This is a genomic window from Aeoliella mucimassa (assembly GCF_007748035.1).
Taxonomy (GTDB): Bacteria; Planctomycetota; Planctomycetia; order Pirellulales; family Lacipirellulaceae; genus Aeoliella; species Aeoliella mucimassa.
In genome coordinates, this window is the sequence record NZ_CP036278.1 from 2,624,080 (window position 1) to 2,640,681 (window position 16,602).

The 16,602-nt window shown below is 58.5% G+C and carries 12 protein-coding genes; 3 read left to right on the top strand and 9 right to left on the bottom strand.

What is annotated here, in order from left to right; all coding sequences use genetic code 11:
* Positions 1–283: 283 nt before the first annotated feature.
* Positions 284–1,438 (top strand): MFS transporter, encoded by a 1,155-nt coding sequence (locus Pan181_RS10575; protein WP_145246781.1) that lies wholly within the window; start codon positions 284–286, stop codon positions 1,436–1,438.
* Positions 1,439–1,582: 144 nt separating this feature from the next.
* Positions 1,583–2,680, top strand: coding sequence for an ROK family protein (locus Pan181_RS10580; protein WP_145246782.1), 1,098 nt, complete (start codon positions 1,583–1,585; stop codon positions 2,678–2,680).
* Positions 2,681–2,761: 81 nt separating this feature from the next.
* Here Pan181_RS10580 and Pan181_RS10585 read toward each other — a convergent pair whose 3' ends face one another.
* Positions 2,762–4,333 carry a sulfatase gene (locus tag Pan181_RS10585; RefSeq protein ID WP_197529147.1) on the bottom strand — a complete coding sequence of 524 codons (1,572 nt, stop codon included), beginning with the start codon at positions 4,331–4,333 and terminating at the stop codon, positions 2,762–2,764.
* Between the two features lie 505 nt (positions 4,334–4,838).
* Between Pan181_RS10585 and Pan181_RS10590 the strand changes: the two genes are divergently transcribed.
* Positions 4,839–5,306, top strand: coding sequence for a hypothetical protein (locus Pan181_RS10590; protein WP_145246783.1), 468 nt, complete (start codon positions 4,839–4,841; stop codon positions 5,304–5,306).
* Positions 5,307–5,460: 154 nt separating this feature from the next.
* Here the strand turns inward: Pan181_RS10590 and Pan181_RS10595 are convergent, their stop codons facing one another.
* From Pan181_RS10595 to Pan181_RS10630, 8 genes are all read right to left on the bottom strand, one after another.
* Entirely contained in the window at positions 5,461–6,867 is a 1,407-nt protein-coding gene (locus Pan181_RS10595; RefSeq protein WP_145246784.1) for a glycoside hydrolase family 125 protein, read from the bottom strand.
* A gap of 180 nt (positions 6,868–7,047) precedes the next feature.
* Positions 7,048–9,291, bottom strand: coding sequence for a GH92 family glycosyl hydrolase (locus Pan181_RS10600; RefSeq protein ID WP_145246785.1), 2,244 nt, complete (start codon positions 9,289–9,291; stop codon positions 7,048–7,050).
* A 319-nt stretch (positions 9,292–9,610) separates the two neighbouring features.
* Positions 9,611–10,642, bottom strand: a complete 1,032-nt coding sequence (locus Pan181_RS10605; RefSeq protein ID WP_145246786.1) for an eCIS core domain-containing protein — start codon at positions 10,640–10,642, stop codon at positions 9,611–9,613.
* Positions 10,643–10,755: 113 nt separating this feature from the next.
* Positions 10,756–11,079 (bottom strand): hypothetical protein, encoded by a 324-nt coding sequence (locus tag Pan181_RS10610; RefSeq protein WP_145246787.1) that lies wholly within the window; start codon positions 11,077–11,079, stop codon positions 10,756–10,758.
* Between the two features lie 35 nt (positions 11,080–11,114).
* A complete protein-coding gene (locus Pan181_RS10615; protein ID WP_145246788.1) occupies positions 11,115–11,417 on the bottom strand; it encodes a hypothetical protein in 303 nt (100 codons plus the stop codon).
* 143 nt (positions 11,418–11,560) lie between these two features.
* The gene (locus Pan181_RS10620) at positions 11,561–13,450 is read right to left on the bottom strand and encodes a DUF5060 domain-containing protein (protein ID WP_145246789.1); all 1,890 of its coding nucleotides are present in this window, start codon (positions 13,448–13,450) and stop codon (positions 11,561–11,563) included.
* A gap of 40 nt (positions 13,451–13,490) precedes the next feature.
* Positions 13,491–14,933: a sulfatase family protein gene (locus Pan181_RS10625; protein ID WP_145246790.1), complete on the bottom strand. Its 1,443-nt coding sequence runs from the start codon at positions 14,931–14,933 to the stop codon at positions 13,491–13,493.
* 24 nt (positions 14,934–14,957) lie between these two features.
* Entirely contained in the window at positions 14,958–16,364 is a 1,407-nt protein-coding gene (locus tag Pan181_RS10630; RefSeq protein ID WP_145246791.1) for a sulfatase-like hydrolase/transferase, read from the bottom strand.
* Positions 16,365–16,602: the final 238 nt, after the last annotated feature.

Genomic DNA, 16,602 nt, shown 5'->3' on the forward strand with positions numbered 1-16,602 from the left:
AGTGGTGTGCCTGAACCGCACACCGAGTGGCAGGATTCCGCTCGATTTCAGCACACAGAAGCTTCGTTTTTACGGTGTGTTCCGGCCGAACAGCTTTCGTGTCGAGGTCTTGTTTCTTAGCCGCCCCCGCTACCGTATCCCGTGGCCGGCGATTATAACAGAGCATAGGAAACAGGCGGTTTCCAACCGCTTGCTCTCGTCCGGTTGTGTGTCTTACTGCCCATTGTCCGCGGCCGACTTTCGTTCTTCTTATCATCACTGGCCCCGATGGTGCTGCGCAATTATGAATCTTAAGACGCTCCCGATCCTGCTCGCGTTTCTGTTGATGGGTGTGGCCGATGCCATGGGCCCGTTGTCCAATGCGGTAGGCGAGAATTATCAACTCTCCAAAGTGATGGCGACGCTGATGCCGTTCGCCGTGTTTATTGCCTTTGCCGTGTTCAGCGTGCCCGGCGGTTGGCTCGCCGCGCGTATCGGCAAGAAGCCAGTACTGCTGCTCGGTTTGGGCCTCAACACCATCGCCGTGGCGGTGCCGGCCTTTGTGGCTCCTCCTTATGCTCTGTTGCTGGGCTGCATCTTCCTGTTGGGCGTGGGTACTACGTTCCTGCAAGTTGCTGGCAACCCGATCATGCGCGACGTGAGTGCTCCCGGTAACTACAGCCGCAACCTGGCGCTCGCTCAAGGCTTCAAGGGTATTGGTAGTTCGGCCTCCACGTACTTGCCAGCAGTGGTCGGTGCGATTGGTCTGCTCGCCCAATTGGGCTGGCGCGGTGCTTTCCCGATTTACTTTGGTTTGATGGCCATCGCGTTCGTGCTGGTTGCCATCATGCGGATCGACGAGACCAAAGCCGACGAACCACCTGGAATCATCGAGTCGCTCGCTCTGCTCCGGCTGCCAGTGTTCGCGCTGGCCGTGGTGGGTATCTTCTTGTACGTGGGTGCCGAAGTCTGCATGGGTACCTTCCTGGAACCGGTGTTGATGGATGTTGGGCTGACGCAGGACAACGCCAAGCTGCTGGGCCCCACGCTGTTCTTCGGCGTGCTCACGGTTGGTCGCTTGGTTGCTGGTTCGATTAATATCAACCCCCATTTGTTCTTCCGCCTTTCCGCGTTGTTGGGTCTCATTGGAATTGGCCTGGTGATTGCCGGCAGCAAGCCGCTGATCATCACCGGCGTAGTGCTCGGTGGTTTGGGCTTTGCGAACATCTGGCCGATGCTCTTCTCGATCACCGTGGAAGAGAAGCCCGAGCGGGCTAGTGAACTGTCGGGTTTGATGTGCATGGCCATCTCGGGTGGTGCTTTAGTGCCGCTTTTGATGGGACAGCTCATCGACTCGAAAGTAGCCACCACGCTCGCTTTCGCGGTACCGGCGGTTTGCTTCTTGTACTTGCTCATTTTGTCGCTCCGTAGCGGTAAGGCTCCTGCAGCGGCCGAGTAATTCGACTCGACGCACGTGCTCAGCGTCTGGCTGTCGAACATCGACTGCTCGTGCTGCTCGCTTTCTATCATTCGATGGCGGCCGAGGTCCTGGCGAGTCTCGCTGCGACCTCTGGCTGCTGAATCCTGACCCCTTTTCAATACCATGAATAACGATTCTCGCATCGTCATGACCCTCGATGCCGGGGGAACAAACTTTCGTTTTGCTGCCATGCGTGGCGGAACGCCGGTGACCGAAACGGTCGCGTTGCCTTCGAACGCGGATGACCTCGACAAGTGCCTAGCTGGTTTGGTCGAAGGTTTCACCAAGGTCAAAGAGATGTGCCCCGAACCGCCGGTGGCCATCAGCTTTGCCTTCCCTGGGCCTTGCGATTACCCGGCCGGTATCATCGGCGATCTCGGCAACCTGCCTGCCTTCCGTGGTGGGGTTCCGCTGGGACCCATGCTCGAACAGAAGTTCGGCATCCCCGTGTTCATCAACAACGATGGCGACCTGTTCGCGTATGGCGAAGCTATCGGCGGCATCCTGCCATATCTGAACGACTTGCTCGAGAAGGCTGGCAGCCCCAAGCGGTATCGCAACTTGTTCGGTATCACGCTCGGCACCGGCCTGGGGGGCGGTATCGTACGCGATGGTCGTGCGTTTATCGGCGACAATTCCGTTGCTGCTGAGGTGTGGACGCTTCGCAATAAACTGGCTCCTGAGATGAACGCGGAAGAAGGTGCCTGCATCCGTGCGGTCCGTCGGGTATATGCCGAGCAGAGTGGTATTGCGCTCGAGCAGGTACCTGAGCCGAAGGATATTTTCGACATCGCCCAAGGCACGGCCGAAGGCAATACCGACGCGGCGAAGGAAGCCTTCCGCCGACTCGGCGAAGTGGCGGGCGACGCCATGGCAACTGCTTTGACTCTGATCGATGGCATTGGGGTGATTGGTGGTGGTGTTTCTGGTGCCTGGCCCGCTTTCTTGCCGGCGCTAGTGGACGAAATGAATAGCGACTGGGTAGGCCCCGACGGAAATCGTTTCCGCCGGATTCCGACTCAGGTCTTCAATCTCGAAGACCCTGCCCAGCTCGAGCAGTTCCTCAAGGGCGATTCGCGAGAGGTGACGGTTCCTGGTTCCGATCAAAAGGTGATGTACGATCCGCTGCAACGCATCGGAGTCGGCATGAGTCGCCTTGGCACGAGCGAAGCGATCTCGCTGGGGGCCTACGCGTTTGCCTTGCAAGCACTCGACAAGTAACCTGGCGAGCAGCTGCTAACGGACGATTCATCAACCCTCGACGAAAGTCGAGGGTTTTTTTGTGTCTCACGCACCAGCCGATCAATCCTGCGGCAAGCTGCCCCACCAGGTGGGATTCGGCTGCCAATCGCTGTCGAGGAAGCGAGCGTGCTTCTTTTCTAAACCTTCGAGCTGTTTGGTGCGGCTGTTAGTGAGTTTCTGCTCGAACTTCTGGCGATCGAACCGTGGGTCGGCTGTTGGAAACGTCGCGCCGGTTTCAGCAAGCCAGGCGACCAGCTTCGCACGCAGCTTACGGACGAGTTCGGGATGGTCGGCTGCCTGGTCGGTTTGTTCGCAGGTGTCGTCGGGCAGGTTGTAGAGTTCCACGCGGCCGTCTTCGTGGTAGTAAATCAGCTTCCAATCGCCGGAGCGAATGACCGACGAAGGCTCGCCCCCTTGGTTACCGTAGTGCGGATAGTGCCAGAACAGGTCGCGGTCGGCGATCGTCTCTCCCTTCAGCACAGGAACCAGGCTCACCCCGTCGAGGTGCTGCTCGGGCATGGCTGTCACCCCAGCGAGTTCCAGGAAGGTGGGGAAGATGTCCATGCCGATCGCAGGGACCGAAGTCACCGCGCCAGGTTCGGTGATGCCGGGAGCGCGAACGTACAACGGAACCCGCAGTCCACCTTCCCACTGCCGACCTTTGCCGCCGCGGAGCGGAAGCAAGCTAGTCGAGTACGCATCGCCCGACGAAACGCCACCGTTATCGCTGGTGAAAACGACCACGGTATTCTTATCGAGCCCGGTCGCTGCGAGTTTGTCGAGCACGATGCCGACTGCGTCGTCGAGCGTCTCCATCATGCCTGCATAAATCGGGTTGTCCTGCACTTGCCGCACAGGCAAACGCCGATCGAACTGAAAGCGATGCTCGTTGTCGAGCAGTCCTTCATCGGCTGCTTTCTGGCGGTACTTTTCGCACAACGCCTTGCTGGTTTGAATTGGGCTGTGGACGTGATGGAACGCCATGCAGGCGAAGAAGGGTTGCTGTTGATGCTGTTCGACGAACGCAGCGGTCTCGTTCGCCAAGCGGATAGCGAGCGACTCGCCGTTGGGGCCACTTGGCAGGCGCGGATTGTTCCACGGGGCAAAGTAACCGCCATTGGGAGAGCCTGCCGACCAACCACCTTTGTTGATGTCGAAGCCATGATCCTCGGGCCAGGAACCTTTGTCGCCGAGGTGCCATTTGCCTGCGTAAAACGTCTTGTATCCGGCCGCATGCAAAGCCTCGGCAATGGTGGTGTCGCTGGCCGGAAGCCGGCGGGCGTACTCGGCCGGCATCACCGGATCGTTCCGCTTGTATTGCCAGCCGCTGGATGCGCCGATGTAGTTGGTGATGCCGATCCGAGCGGGCGTTTTGCCAAGCATCAAACTCGCTCGCGACGGACTGCAAACCTGGCACGCAGCGTACCCTTGCTCGAATCGCATGCCGGAGTTGGCCAGCGCATCGATGTGCGGTGTCTCGTAGAACGTGCTTCCTTCGACTCCTAAGTCATGGAGCCCAAGATCGTCGACCAGGATGATGAGAAAGTTGGGCTGCTCGGCCGCGATGGCCCCGACGCTCAACAGGGGACCCAACAGCAGCATAACGAACAGGCGGGAGAGTAGGCTCGGCATGGCGCGATTCCTAGGCTGGCGTGTGCAGAAAAGTGAGGACCTTGATTGTACCCGATGGAGATCACTGGACGCCAAACGGGAAATGCTCCAGAAGTCAGGAAATCGATGGGTGGGGGCTTTATTTTCGCTCGACTTACGTCACGGAGGATCGAAATAACCACTGCGTTTGTCGGCTTGTTTGGCAAACGTGTCGTCGTAAGTCGCTGAAGGAGGGGAGCAACATAAAGCCCCCTGGGGGCACAATAGTGGGTGGGATCGGGGGCAATGGGTAGGTGTTCTAATGTTCATTTGTGTGGTTGTTTTATACCGCGCCAGGTGGCCATTTGCGAGCGAAAAATCGGGCAATGCGCAATAGTTTTTCTGCTCGCTAGCGACGAGCGAAGCAACACCCACCCCTTGCTAGGTGACGGCCATTCGACCTCGCGGATATACTGCGATTTGACTGACAAGTGCCTGTCGCGTGCGAATCCTTGGAAGCGAGCATCGGTTGTACCCCATCACGACGATGACTATAGTAATCAACCCCTATCAGTCGCCCGAGGAAGTCGCGGGAGATCCTGTAGATCCGGCAGAGTTCACGCTTCTGCAGTGGGGGCTGTTTGTGGTGAACTTCACCGCTGCGTTGCTGCTTATCTTGGGAGTGCTCATCGTGCTCCCTCAGTCCGATGTACCTAGCGATTCGAAGAGCGGAATCGTACTTCTCTGCCCGCTGGGCTGGTACGCTTACGGAGAGTGGAGCGCTTGGCACTATCGGATTCGAAAGCGAGAGAAGCTACTCGGCATCGCCAACCTTGTGGGGAGCATGTTTGTGCTGATGGCTTCGATGGGAATTGGTGCGCTGCTAACGGATGCGGGTTCTGAGGCCTCCTATTACAGGGCTCCGATCTGGGGCATGATGATCGGTGGTGCGGTGTGTGGTTACCTGTTGTTCTGTGGCATGTACCGCTTGAATGGCAGGCACAGCGATCGATAGCTGGCTGTGAACGGGCGCTGATGGCTCCAGCGGAAACCGCCGAATAGCACTGAGCGTTTACGACCGATGGCAAAGAAAAACCCCCGGCTTTCGCCGAGGGTTTCTGTAGGTTTCGGTTGTCACGAGCAGCGTCGGAAGTTCGCCGCAGGCTCACTTACTCGAACTTGGTCTCGAGCAGGTGCGGACGCTCGTGGTCGATCTTGACGATCAGCTCGCCAAACAGGGTGTTGGCCCAGGCGAACCAGTCGCGGGTGTAGTCCTGTGGATCGTCCTTGTTAAAGGCCTCGTGCATGAAGCCGGTGCCAGCGTGCGTGTCTTTAAGCATCTGCAGGCAGTGGGTGATTTCCGCATCGTCGGTGCTGGTCATCGCCCGCAGGATGATACCCATTGGCCAGATCCGAACCTTGCCGGTGTGGGGGCTGGCCTGACCCTCGGCGGCGGTGCCGCGGAAGTAGTAAGGGTTGTTCTCGCTCAAGAGGAACTTACGCGTGCGAACGTAAATCGGATCGCTGGTCTTGTGCACACCGAGGTAAGCGAGCGACATCAGGCTTGGCACGTTCGCATCGTCCCAGAAGACGCGGTTGCCAAAACCATCGACCTCGTACGCATAGATCTCGCCGTAGTCGAGGTGGTCGAGCTTGGCGTACTTGTTGATGGCTGCTTGCACTTCGTCGGCCATCGCCTTGCATTCGTCGGCAAAATCGTCGTCGTCAAGCTGGTTGCGGAAGATGGCTTCCAGCTGCTTGAGCGATTGCACCGCGAACAGATTGCTGGGAATCAGGAAGGGGAACAGCGTGCTGTCGTCGCTCGGACGGAACGACGAAGCGATGAGCCCACACGGATTCACAGGGCGACCGGTGCCATCGAACGCCGGGGCGTCGAGCATGCGATCGGTGCTGCGGCGGAACCGGAACGGGGTGCCGTTGCGACGTTGCTCGGTGCGGAACGTCTCGACAATCAGCTTTGCACCGCGTTGCCAGTCTTCGTCGAAGATCGAAGCATCGCCGGTGAGCTTGTAGTACTCGTTGGCCAGTCGCACGGTGTAGCAGAGCGAATCGATTTCCCACTTGCGTTCGTGCACGCCGTCGATGGGACTGGGATAATCGTCTTTCCAGTGCGACTCACGCTCCATATCCTTGTAAAACGAGTTGGCGTACGGATCGAGCAGCACGCACTTCGTTTGACGACGCACGAGACCCTCGACCAGCAGGCGAAGCTTCTCGTCTTCCACGATGTAAGGCATGTAAGGCCAGACCTGGGCGGTCGAATCGCGGAGCCACATGGCATCGATGTCGCCGGTGATCACAAACGTGTCGGGCTTGCCATCGATCACCTCGTAGTCGACGGTCGTGTCGAGGGTGTTCGGATAGCAGTTCTCGAACATCCAAGCAAGTTCCGGATCCGCGATCTTGGCCTTAGTCGTGGCAATCGCCTTCTCGATGGTGGGACTCGTAAAGCATCGCTCGCTCTCTGCGGGGCGCTTCGACTCAAACTTTTGAGCCTGCAGCGGGCCGGCGCAGGTGAGGAGCAGACTAAGGCAAAGCAAGTGTTTGATATTCATGATGTGCCTGGAAAGAAGTGTTGGAAGAAGTGATTCGGCAGCCAGGGCGAAGCGAGGCGACCGTCTGCTTGCCCCCCGGGTTCCCACGTAGGAAGCAGGAACCCGAGGGCCAGCGGTGTTTTCAAGAGCAGGACTTGGAGGCCGATCCCTGGCCTCGTGAATCCTTCACAAGACGACCCCTTACTCTTGTTCCCAATCTCCGAAGGGGCGGTCTTCGACGTCGGTGCCCCAGTCTTCGTTGGGCTCGGTGCCCATCTTGACCGTGAGGGTACCGCCGTCTGTGATCTCTTGGTGCTTGATCCACGACCGGGAGACCGACTTGCCGTTGAGGTCGAGCGACTGCACGTGAATAGCGGTGTCGGAGTTGCCGGGAGCATCGATCACGAAATCCTTGCCGCTAGGCAGGTGGATCGTGGCCTTGGCAAAACGGGGGCTGCCGAGCACGTAACCAGCTTTGCCGGGGCAAACCGGGTAGAAGCCGAGCGTGCTGAACAGGTACCAGGCCGACATCTGGCCGTTGTCTTCGTCGCCGCAGTAACCATCGGCACCAGGACCGTACAGCGTATCGCAGACCTGACGCACAGGAGCTGCGGTCTTCCAAGGCTTGCCCGAGAAGTTGTACAGGTACAGCACGTGATGCACAGGTTGGTTGCCGTGGGCGTATTGACCCATGTGGCACTCGACCATTTCGGTCATCTCGTGAATCACGCCGCCGTAGTGACCAACGCCGAACGTCGGCTTGGCGGCGAGCATTTCGTCGAGCTTGCCAGCGAAGGCATCGTCGCCACCCATGAGGGCGATCAAACCAGGCAGGTCGTGCAGTACGCTCCAGCTATAGTGCCACGAGCTACCTTCGGTGAACGGGCCACCCCATTCGTCGGCCTTGAAGTTCGGACGCCATTCGCCGCTCGCTTCGCGGCCACGCATCATGCCGACTTCAGGATCGAACACGTTGTGGTAGTACTGCGACTGCTTGAGCAGCATCGGCACCACGTCGTCGCGGCCAGCTGCCTTGCAAACCTGAGCAGCACACCAGTCGTCGTAGGCGAACTCGAGCGTGCGGGCGGTGGCTTCGCCGGTGCGATCGCTGGCCACGTAGCCGAGTTCCAGGTATTCCTTCAAGCCTTTGCGGCCGTAAGCGCCGTTGGTGCTAAACGCGGTAGCGTCTTTGATGGAAGCCTCGGCGGCCGCATCGAGATCGAAATCGGTGATGCCTTTGCACAGGGCGTCGGCAATCACGCTCTCAACGTGGGTGCCGATCATGCAGTCGCGATAACCGGGGCTCGCCCATTTGGGGAACCAGCCCCCTTCTTTGTAGGCGTTAATCCAGCCGCGAACCATCGAAGCGTTGATATCGGGATCGATGATCGACAGCAGTGGGTAAACCGCGCGGAAAGTGTCCCAGAAACCGTTGTCGGCGTACATTTCGCCTGGTTCCACTTTGCCCGAGTAGGGGCTGTAGTGCACCATCTCGTTTTCGGCGTTGTACTCGAAGAAGATGCGGGGGAACAGCAAAGCGCGGTACAGGTTGGAGTAGAAGGTCACCATCTGCTCGTCGGTGGCCCCTTCGATCTCGATGACCGACAGACGCTTGTTCCACTCGGCTTTCGCTGCCGCGACCACTTCGTCGAACGACTTGCTGCCGATTTCGCGGTCGAGGTTCAGCTTCGCCTGGTCGTGGCTGATGAACGAGCTACCGATCTTCAGATTGACGATGCCATCTTCGGCCGGAGCCAGCTTCACGGTGATCCAATGTTGGTCGGGCGAGCGTTCGACATCCACGATCTTGCAATCGAAGTCGAGCACGTAGCGGCAACCAAAGTCACCGGCAACACCGCCGCGTTGGACGCGACCAGTGCACTCGATGGTGCCTTCGGCTTCGTTGATCTTGAACTCACTCCGCCCGTAAGCGTCGACCTGCATCCAGGCCTTGTCGCTGCTGGGATAATCGAACCGCATGGCCGAGCTACGGCAGGTAGCCGACATTTCGGCCCGCACGCCGGAGTCTTCCATGGTGACACCATAGTAGTAAGGCTTTGCCTCTTCGGTGTCGTGGCTGAACTTCGAAACCGGCAAACGACCCTTGGCCGGGCCATTGTCGAACGGCATCACGCCGAGCATGCCGTAATCGCCCATCCAGGGGCTCGGCTGATGCGTAGCGTGGAAGCCATGGTGCTCGGTCTTGTCGTACTGATAGATCCAGCCCGACTCACGACCAGTCCGCGGAGTCCAGAAGGTCATCCCAAAGGGAGTCGCAACGGTCGGATAGATGTTGCCGTGCGAGAAGCCCGGCTCCGAGTCGGTGCCGATCAAACCGTTGACGAGCGAAGCGTAGTCGGTGTCGGCTTGGCTGCTGCGGCAAACGAGCAGCGCGAGCAATGTACAGATAGCAAATGTGACGCAGCGGTAGCGGCGGCAAAGCATAGCATACCTCGGGTGGAAGGTAACTTAGATTTAGACGAGCCCATAAGGCTCCCACAGCCGATGACCACCCGGGGCAGCAGATAGATCGTTGGCTTTGACTTGACACTTATTTTGCCCTGAACAAGGGTAGTTTGGGAAGTGTCCCCAGGCAAAAAGTGCAAGGAAAAGACGCTGAATTCACCGTGAAAAGCATGGTAGCTAGCTGGCGAAAGCGAATTGCTAAATTGCAGAGTTGAAGCTGCAGAAGTCCGTATGCTGCTTGCTCTGTGAGTTGATCACGACGCGATAGTGCTTGTTCGACTGATTGGGCGACGAACGACTAAGGCTCGGTGGACTCCACGGGGCTTTGCTGCGCGCGGTGCGTAGAAAACTTCTTCAGAATCTTTGCCATTTTTTCTGTTACCTCCGGCGAGGGAAGCTTCTCTCGTTTCATCGCGAGCAAAGCAAAGTTGTCGGCCAGAATTTCTTCGGGGTGAATGATGTAGCCGGTGTTATTTCCGACTTGCTCAAAAAAACCGCTGGCTTGTCGCAAATCGACGAGCTTCGCCTCGGCGGGCGGAGTGCTTTCGTCGGTGGTTTTCTCGGCCTCAGGATCCGCGACCACCAGCAGCTTGAACTCGAGGTAGTTGAAGAACTCACCACCGCGCTGTGGGTCGTACCGTTTGGAACTCGATAGCAGCACTGGCACCATCCATTGCTCCTGGTCGTCGATGCTCAGCCGAATGCAGTGGTCGTTTTTCGGAGCATCGGGGTTCGTGATTTTTCGTGCGGCGAGTTCCTTCGGCAGCTGTGGCTCGTCGCAAGCGACGAAGCCGATCGAATCGTAAAGTTGCTCACGAAGCTCAGGGTTCGCCCGCGAGAGCACATGGAACAACTCATGGCACAGCAGTTTGTTCAACATGGCTGGAGACTCGGCCATATGGCTGTTGTTCAGCACGATCGCGTTGCCCCGCGTGTACGCGGCTCCCCCTTCCTCGCTGCCAGTGGTCTTGATCAACAACACTTCTTTCGGCAGCGGCAAGTCGAGCGATTCCAACATCGGTTGAACCGTCGCAAAGGCGGCAGCGATATGCTGCTGCTCTACGTCGCTCCACTCTCGAACCTGCTGGCCGACGAACTCCAGGTACTGGTCCTCGGCAACCTCTTCGCCTGACTTCAAACGCGCAGCACGATCGAAGGGGCTTAGCCGCTCGACAAAGTCGTCGCGCGCGGTCAGCACCTCGCGCCCTTGCTTGGCGGTAGCAAAGTGGAGCGATGTCGTATCGTTCAGGCGTAGCTGGGCCAGTCCATGGCTGGAAGTAAGCAGCCAGCCAGCGATCAGAAGGAAGCTTACGTGGGAAAGTCGGGGCATGCGTCAGCGTGGGGGCAGGTGTCGGAAGGGGGAATCGCCTGGGTCGGCGGCGAAGGCCACTCAAGTGTAGCAGAGATGGCTGACCTGCTGGTATTGATGTGCCGGGAAGGGCATTAGGAACCCTGCCCGAGGATGCGGGCGATCCGCGAGCGGTACCAGGCGTTCGCGAACACCAAAGCGACACCAACCGCGATGCCGCACCCAACGCCTTGCGTCAGGCCAAGTCCCATGCCGAGTTGCAGAAGACTCGTCCCACTGTTGTTAGAGATGTGGAATACCATGCGATAATAATCCGGCGCGAGCAGGGCAATCATCAGCCCCAGCAGCGAGCCAGCCAGGCCGAACCCAACGCCGCTCATTACCACGATGGCGAACGATCTCCACATCGATAGACTGCGGGCGACAGCGGGGCTCTCGGGCGATTGGTATGGGTTCATGGCGTTCTGAAAAAAAGACCAGTCGAAGGAGATGACTAAGTAGAATCAGGGAGTCCCCAGTTCCTTACTTTACGGAAGTAGTTTCGATAGCCGGTTACGGAGGCATCCGCAAACAGTTTGGCCATAAGCACCATCACTAGCAAGTCGATCAGAAACCTGCGGTATTCGAGATGCCATCCCCAAACGTTCGCCCAGATGTAGGTCAGCGGCCAGCCAAACTCCCGAGAGCCATCCAGGTAATATGCGTTCCACGTATCTACCAATCGAAGTAGGTGCAGGACAAAAAGTACTGCAGTGGCCATCGTAAAGTAGAGCCACCACCTGAGGTTCTTATTCATGGGAATCGGGCATTCGAGAGTCGTACTAGTCCTACGACTGTTGAGCTTCAGCTATTGTGCATGGAGTTCGGGTCAAGTCAATCTTTCACTGCAACGCAGGCAAAAAGTGTTAAATGAAATGGAGGCTGAACCAAAAGAAGTCGTTAGCGATCCTTCCGTACCAAAGCGACCCAGTCGTGCGAGTCGGTACTGGCAGGCGGGGAGCCGATGTCGACGAGCCGACCGGCGGAGACGGTCGGTACGCTTCCGGCTATTAGCTCTCCACCATCGCGGGGATTGAACCATTGGATGTCGAACTCACCAGCAACATTGCGGAGGTCGAGTTCGGTGTGGTCTAGCTGGGGAAGGTAGATCACGTAACACTCGCCGATGCTAGCCAGGCAGTACTTCGTGTTGTCGTGATCGGGGTTTCCGACCAGCGAGTCGTGATTGGTCATTTGCCAGTACGGAATCTGCTGGTCGCGGAAGAAATCAATCGCGATTCGGCAGTAGTTCCAACTGCGATCGCGGCTACGCCAGTCCTGGCACAGCAGATCGTTCTCGTCGAATTGGTAGCCAAAGTAGTACTCGACACCAGCGCCGCCTCCCATGAGGGTTCCCCACAGCGTTTGCCAGCGGACCTCATGCTCGGTATACGCCATGTTGCCCGCTTTGTCGTGCCCATCAAAGCCGCGATAGCCAAGGTCGGGGCAGACTCCGTGGGCCGCGGAACCCGACTCATCGAAGGCGACCACCCACGGTTTGCCAGCAGCGGTCGACTCTTGCACCCATTTCACGGTTTGAACGTGGGTCTCATGGATGTGGTCGTTCTGTAGCGACACGCCGGTTAATTGCGAACGCTCACCGAGTAGCGGGCGGTAGACGTTGTCCTGTTGTTGGGGATAGGTATGCAGCACGCGGAGGTGCTGGTAGGGATCGATCTCGGCCAGGTAGTCGAGCATCGCTTGTTGCTCGACGGTTGACTGGGTGTTCTCCTCGCCGAGATTCCAGTTGAGCGCCAGGTTGTGGGCGAAGCGGGCGACCAGTTCGCGGCAGTAGAGCTTACGTTCGGGACCAAGTTCTCCGCCATCGAGGGCGGTGGGTACTGGTTTGTCAGAGCCACGTTGGTCGTCATTTTCGGTCTCTTGCATCTTGAAGTGCAGGTACATCCCTTTGGTAGTCGCGTGTTCAAACACGATGCCCCATTGATCGAGCTTACTGCAGTCGTAATGCAGCTTCTCGTTGCGTTCGACGAATGGCCAGACGTTATCGCCATCGCCGCCGGCGTTGTAGGTGAGAAACGAGAAGGCGTTGCAGCCCTTGCCCGACAGGTAGTTGATCGCCCCGATGAGTCCCCTGCCCTTCTGCTGTTGCCAGGTGGGATCTCCCGGTTGCCAGTCGCGAACATGCGGTTGCCAGGTCTTCAGCGGAACACTCTTTCCCCGGCCGGCGATGGTGTTGTCGAAGTCGACGTAGCCTAGCAGCGTTTCGGGTGCGTCGGCTCCGACCTTCAGGAAGTACTCCTTGGTGCCGCTGGTCTGCAGGTATCGCTCCCCGACATAAGCGAGCCGGCCATGAGCGCGAAAGTCGCGCCCACGCTTGTCGGTCGGTGCCACGGTGAACTTGCCGCTGAGCCCATCGAATGGAGCGAGCGGTTGGCTGTCGGCCGATGAGTCGATCGCCGCGTGGTGACCTTGCCGAAACGAGATGCGATATGTCCACTCGCCGGTGAGATCGGCCGCCAGATGCGCCCGCCATTTATTGCCGGAACTGGCCGAAGTATTCGCTGCATCGCCATCGGCGGCAAAATAGCCAGGCACCACGTACTGCAGTTGCCCCGACTCGTGGGCGAAAGTCACTTGCATCGCGTAGTCGAGAAACGGATTCGGGGTGTCGTCCGTTTCGGCCGCTTGAGGGCCATCGAGGGTGAGCGTGATGTTATGCCATTGCTTTAGCTCGCCGGAGAGTACCACCTGCGCGTCGGTGGAGCCAGCGGCCAAACAGGTCGACGCGACCAGCAGGAGTATCGAGCCCAGAAACGGTTGCGTGTTCATCGCCGATACCCTCGCCTAGTAGGTGGAATAGGGGATTCGCTTACGGTGCGGCGGCCTTCTTCTCTTCGTCGCTAGGGCCTTGCCTGCTCTTGGCGGCCATTTCGGTGTCGAGTCCTTGGTCGCCTTGTTGGTGCATCCACTCGTCGAGTGCCGCCCGCAGCCGCTGTTTGATCTCAGTATACCCGGGATCGTCGGCCAGGTTGTGAGTTTCCAGCGGATCGGACTCCAAATCGTAAAGCTCCTCGGCGGGGCGTTTGCCTAGCCAGTCGATGCGGGCCTGCAGTTCGGCATCGTGTTTGGCATCGGCCTGCCAGGTAGCCAGTAGGCGATGCTTGTGGATGCCGCCGATGGAGTAGGTGTTTTGCGGGGTGAGGTTGAGAATCAGCTTGTAACGCGAATCTCGCACCGCCCGCATGGGATAGGGCTCGTCGTAACCATGGATGCCGACCGTGGTGTGTTGCGAGAAAATATAGTCGCGTAGGTGCTGCTGTTTGCCAGTGAGGATGCCGAGGAAGCTCTGCCCATCGTACCCGGTGGCTCCCTTAGCGTCGGGGCAACCGACGTCGATCGTGGTGGGATCGATGCCAGCGGCTTCGAGAAAGGTGGGAACCACGTCGACGTATTGCATTAGTGCATCGCTAGTCGAATCGGGTTGCACCTTGCCAGGCCAGCGGACGAGTGTCGACACGCGGATGCCATTGTCGTAGAGGCTCCATTTGCCTCCGTAGGGGAAGCTGCTCCCTTGCTCACTGACGAACACCACCAACGTGTTGTCGCTTTGCTCGCAGTCGTCGAGCAGTTTCAGCAGATTGCCAACCTGGTTGTCGAGCTTCGTGATCTCAGCATAGTAGTTCGCCAGTGCGCGGCGCGTATCCTGATTGTCGTGCAGGTACAGGGGGACGGTCAGTTCGGCAGGCTTGAATCGCTTCTTGGGACCGCGTGTCCAAGGCCCGTGCGGATCGTTCGAGGCGTACACCAGCAGCCAGGGTTCTTCGCCGCTGCGGCGCACGAACGCTTCGGTCTCGGTAAGGTCATCAGCCCCTTCGATATGCTCGTAGGGAAAACTCGACGGAGGCCCCACGTGCGACTTGTTCTGCAAGGCAACCCGATACCCAGCTTGCTTGAGCAGCGTGAACACACTCTTGGTTCCCTCGTAGACCCGCGTATGATTCGGGTAAGCTCCGCTGCGAATCGGATAGAGCCCGGTATACAACGCATTGCGCGAAGGAGAGCAAGTGGTCGCTGGCGTGAACATGCCAGTCAGGTGCATGCTCTCTTGGCAAAGCTGGTCGAGATTCGGCGTATGGACTTCGGAGTTGCCTTCGTAGCCGAGGTCGGTCCAGGTGAGGTCGTCGGCCACGATCAACAAAAAGTTGGGGCGATCACCCGCGGTGGCCACAGGTGCCACCCAGGCGAGTGAAGCGAGGGGCAATACCAACAGAATAAGAATAATGCCGAGCTTGCATGACCGATGGGTTGGCATCGAAGTGGATCCTGTAGAATAAGGTTACTCGGTTCGAGTCGGTTGATCCGCACCAGCGTCTTGCGGGAGCGTTGCGTTCCAGTCCATCGCCGCTTTTTGCAGCGACTGAGCTACGTCGGGGTAGCCGCTGGCCAGATCGGTGGTTTCCGACTCGTCGTTATCCATGTTGTAAAGCTGTGGTAGGCTACCATCGTAGTTGACGTAGAACTTCCACTTGCCCGAGCGCACGGAGAGATCGGGATTGTCTTCCTGAAAGCCTTGGCTAAAGCCAGGGCGATCGGGCGGGCGTCGCCAGAAGATCGGTGCTTGTCGACTTTGGTTCGACTTGCCGAGTAGCGTGTCGGCCAGTGGTTCGCCGTCGAGCTGGGTGTCGGCCGGGGGATTGATGCCGGCAATCTGGTAGAGCGAGCGATTCAGATCGATCGCGCTGAACATCGATTGTTTGTTTATCTGCCCCACGCGATCGGTATTGATCAGCCCTGGCCCCCATACGATCAGCGGCGAGCGAACCCCTCCTTCGTAGAGCCAGGTTTTGGCCCCTCGCAGTGGCTTGCAGGTCCCCGCGCCGAACTCGGGGCCGTTGTCGGAGCAGAACACGATAAGCGTGTTGTTGCGAAGCTGCTCGTCGCTACGAATCCGCTCGAATAATGGACCGAGTTGGCGATCCATGTTGTCGAGCACCGCTTGATAAAGTCCCGGTTTGGTATCGGCCCAGTCTTCGACCGGCGGGAAGAACGGAGAGTGCACATCGTCGGGCCAGACGTTCACATAGAATGGCACCCCACGGCGTTGGCTTTCGTCGATGAACGAGATGGCCGTCTGGACAAAGCCACCGGTGATCTGCGATCGCAACTTCCAGACCGGAGGGCCACCCAGGCGGACAGCTCCTTCCCAAATCTTACGTGGTTCAGGCCATTCTGGAGTCATGGCGAGCGGCAACAGCTTGGGACCCATGCCTTCGAAGTTGGTGAGGCTTTGGTCGAACCCATAGTCGGTGATCGGGGGAGCGTCGTCGACGTCGCGCTGCCCCCCCATGTGCCATTTGCCAAAGTGCCCGGTCGCGTAGCCAGCTTGGTGAAGCTCGCGAGCGAGAATCGGAGCTTTGGGATCGAGCCATTGAGCGACTTTGCGATTGTCGTTGCTCTGCCGGTTGTCGAGGTACGAAGTGATTTGCCATCGCTGCGGGTACTGGCCGGTGGTAATGGCCACCCGCGAGGGAGAGCAGATCGGCGAGTTCACGTAAAAGTGGTTGAAGCGAATGCCTTCAGCGGCAAGTTGGTCGATATTCTCGGTGGTGGGTCCCTCGCCGCCGAAGCAGGAGAGATCGGACCAGCCCATGTCGTCGATGAACACCAGCACGATATTCGGCGGAGTCGTCTCCGCGGCCGACAGCACCCTCGGCATCAGCACGGCCAGGACTACAAGGAACATCAGACGTCGAATGGTGCAAATCACGCTCAAGTATCCTTTTCCCCTTGCTCTTAGGGGAATTGTGGTGGTGCCAGGCTTGGCATCACTAGTCTGTCAAAACTCTTAAAACGCCCGGTAGTTTGACTGTCCAGCGTTTTCTGTGAAGCACCCCATCGTAGTACGGGGATGGCTGCAATGAAAATGGCGAACCGCGGCATTGCCGGTTGAGTGGCAATGCCGCGGTCGTTGGTCTTGCAGC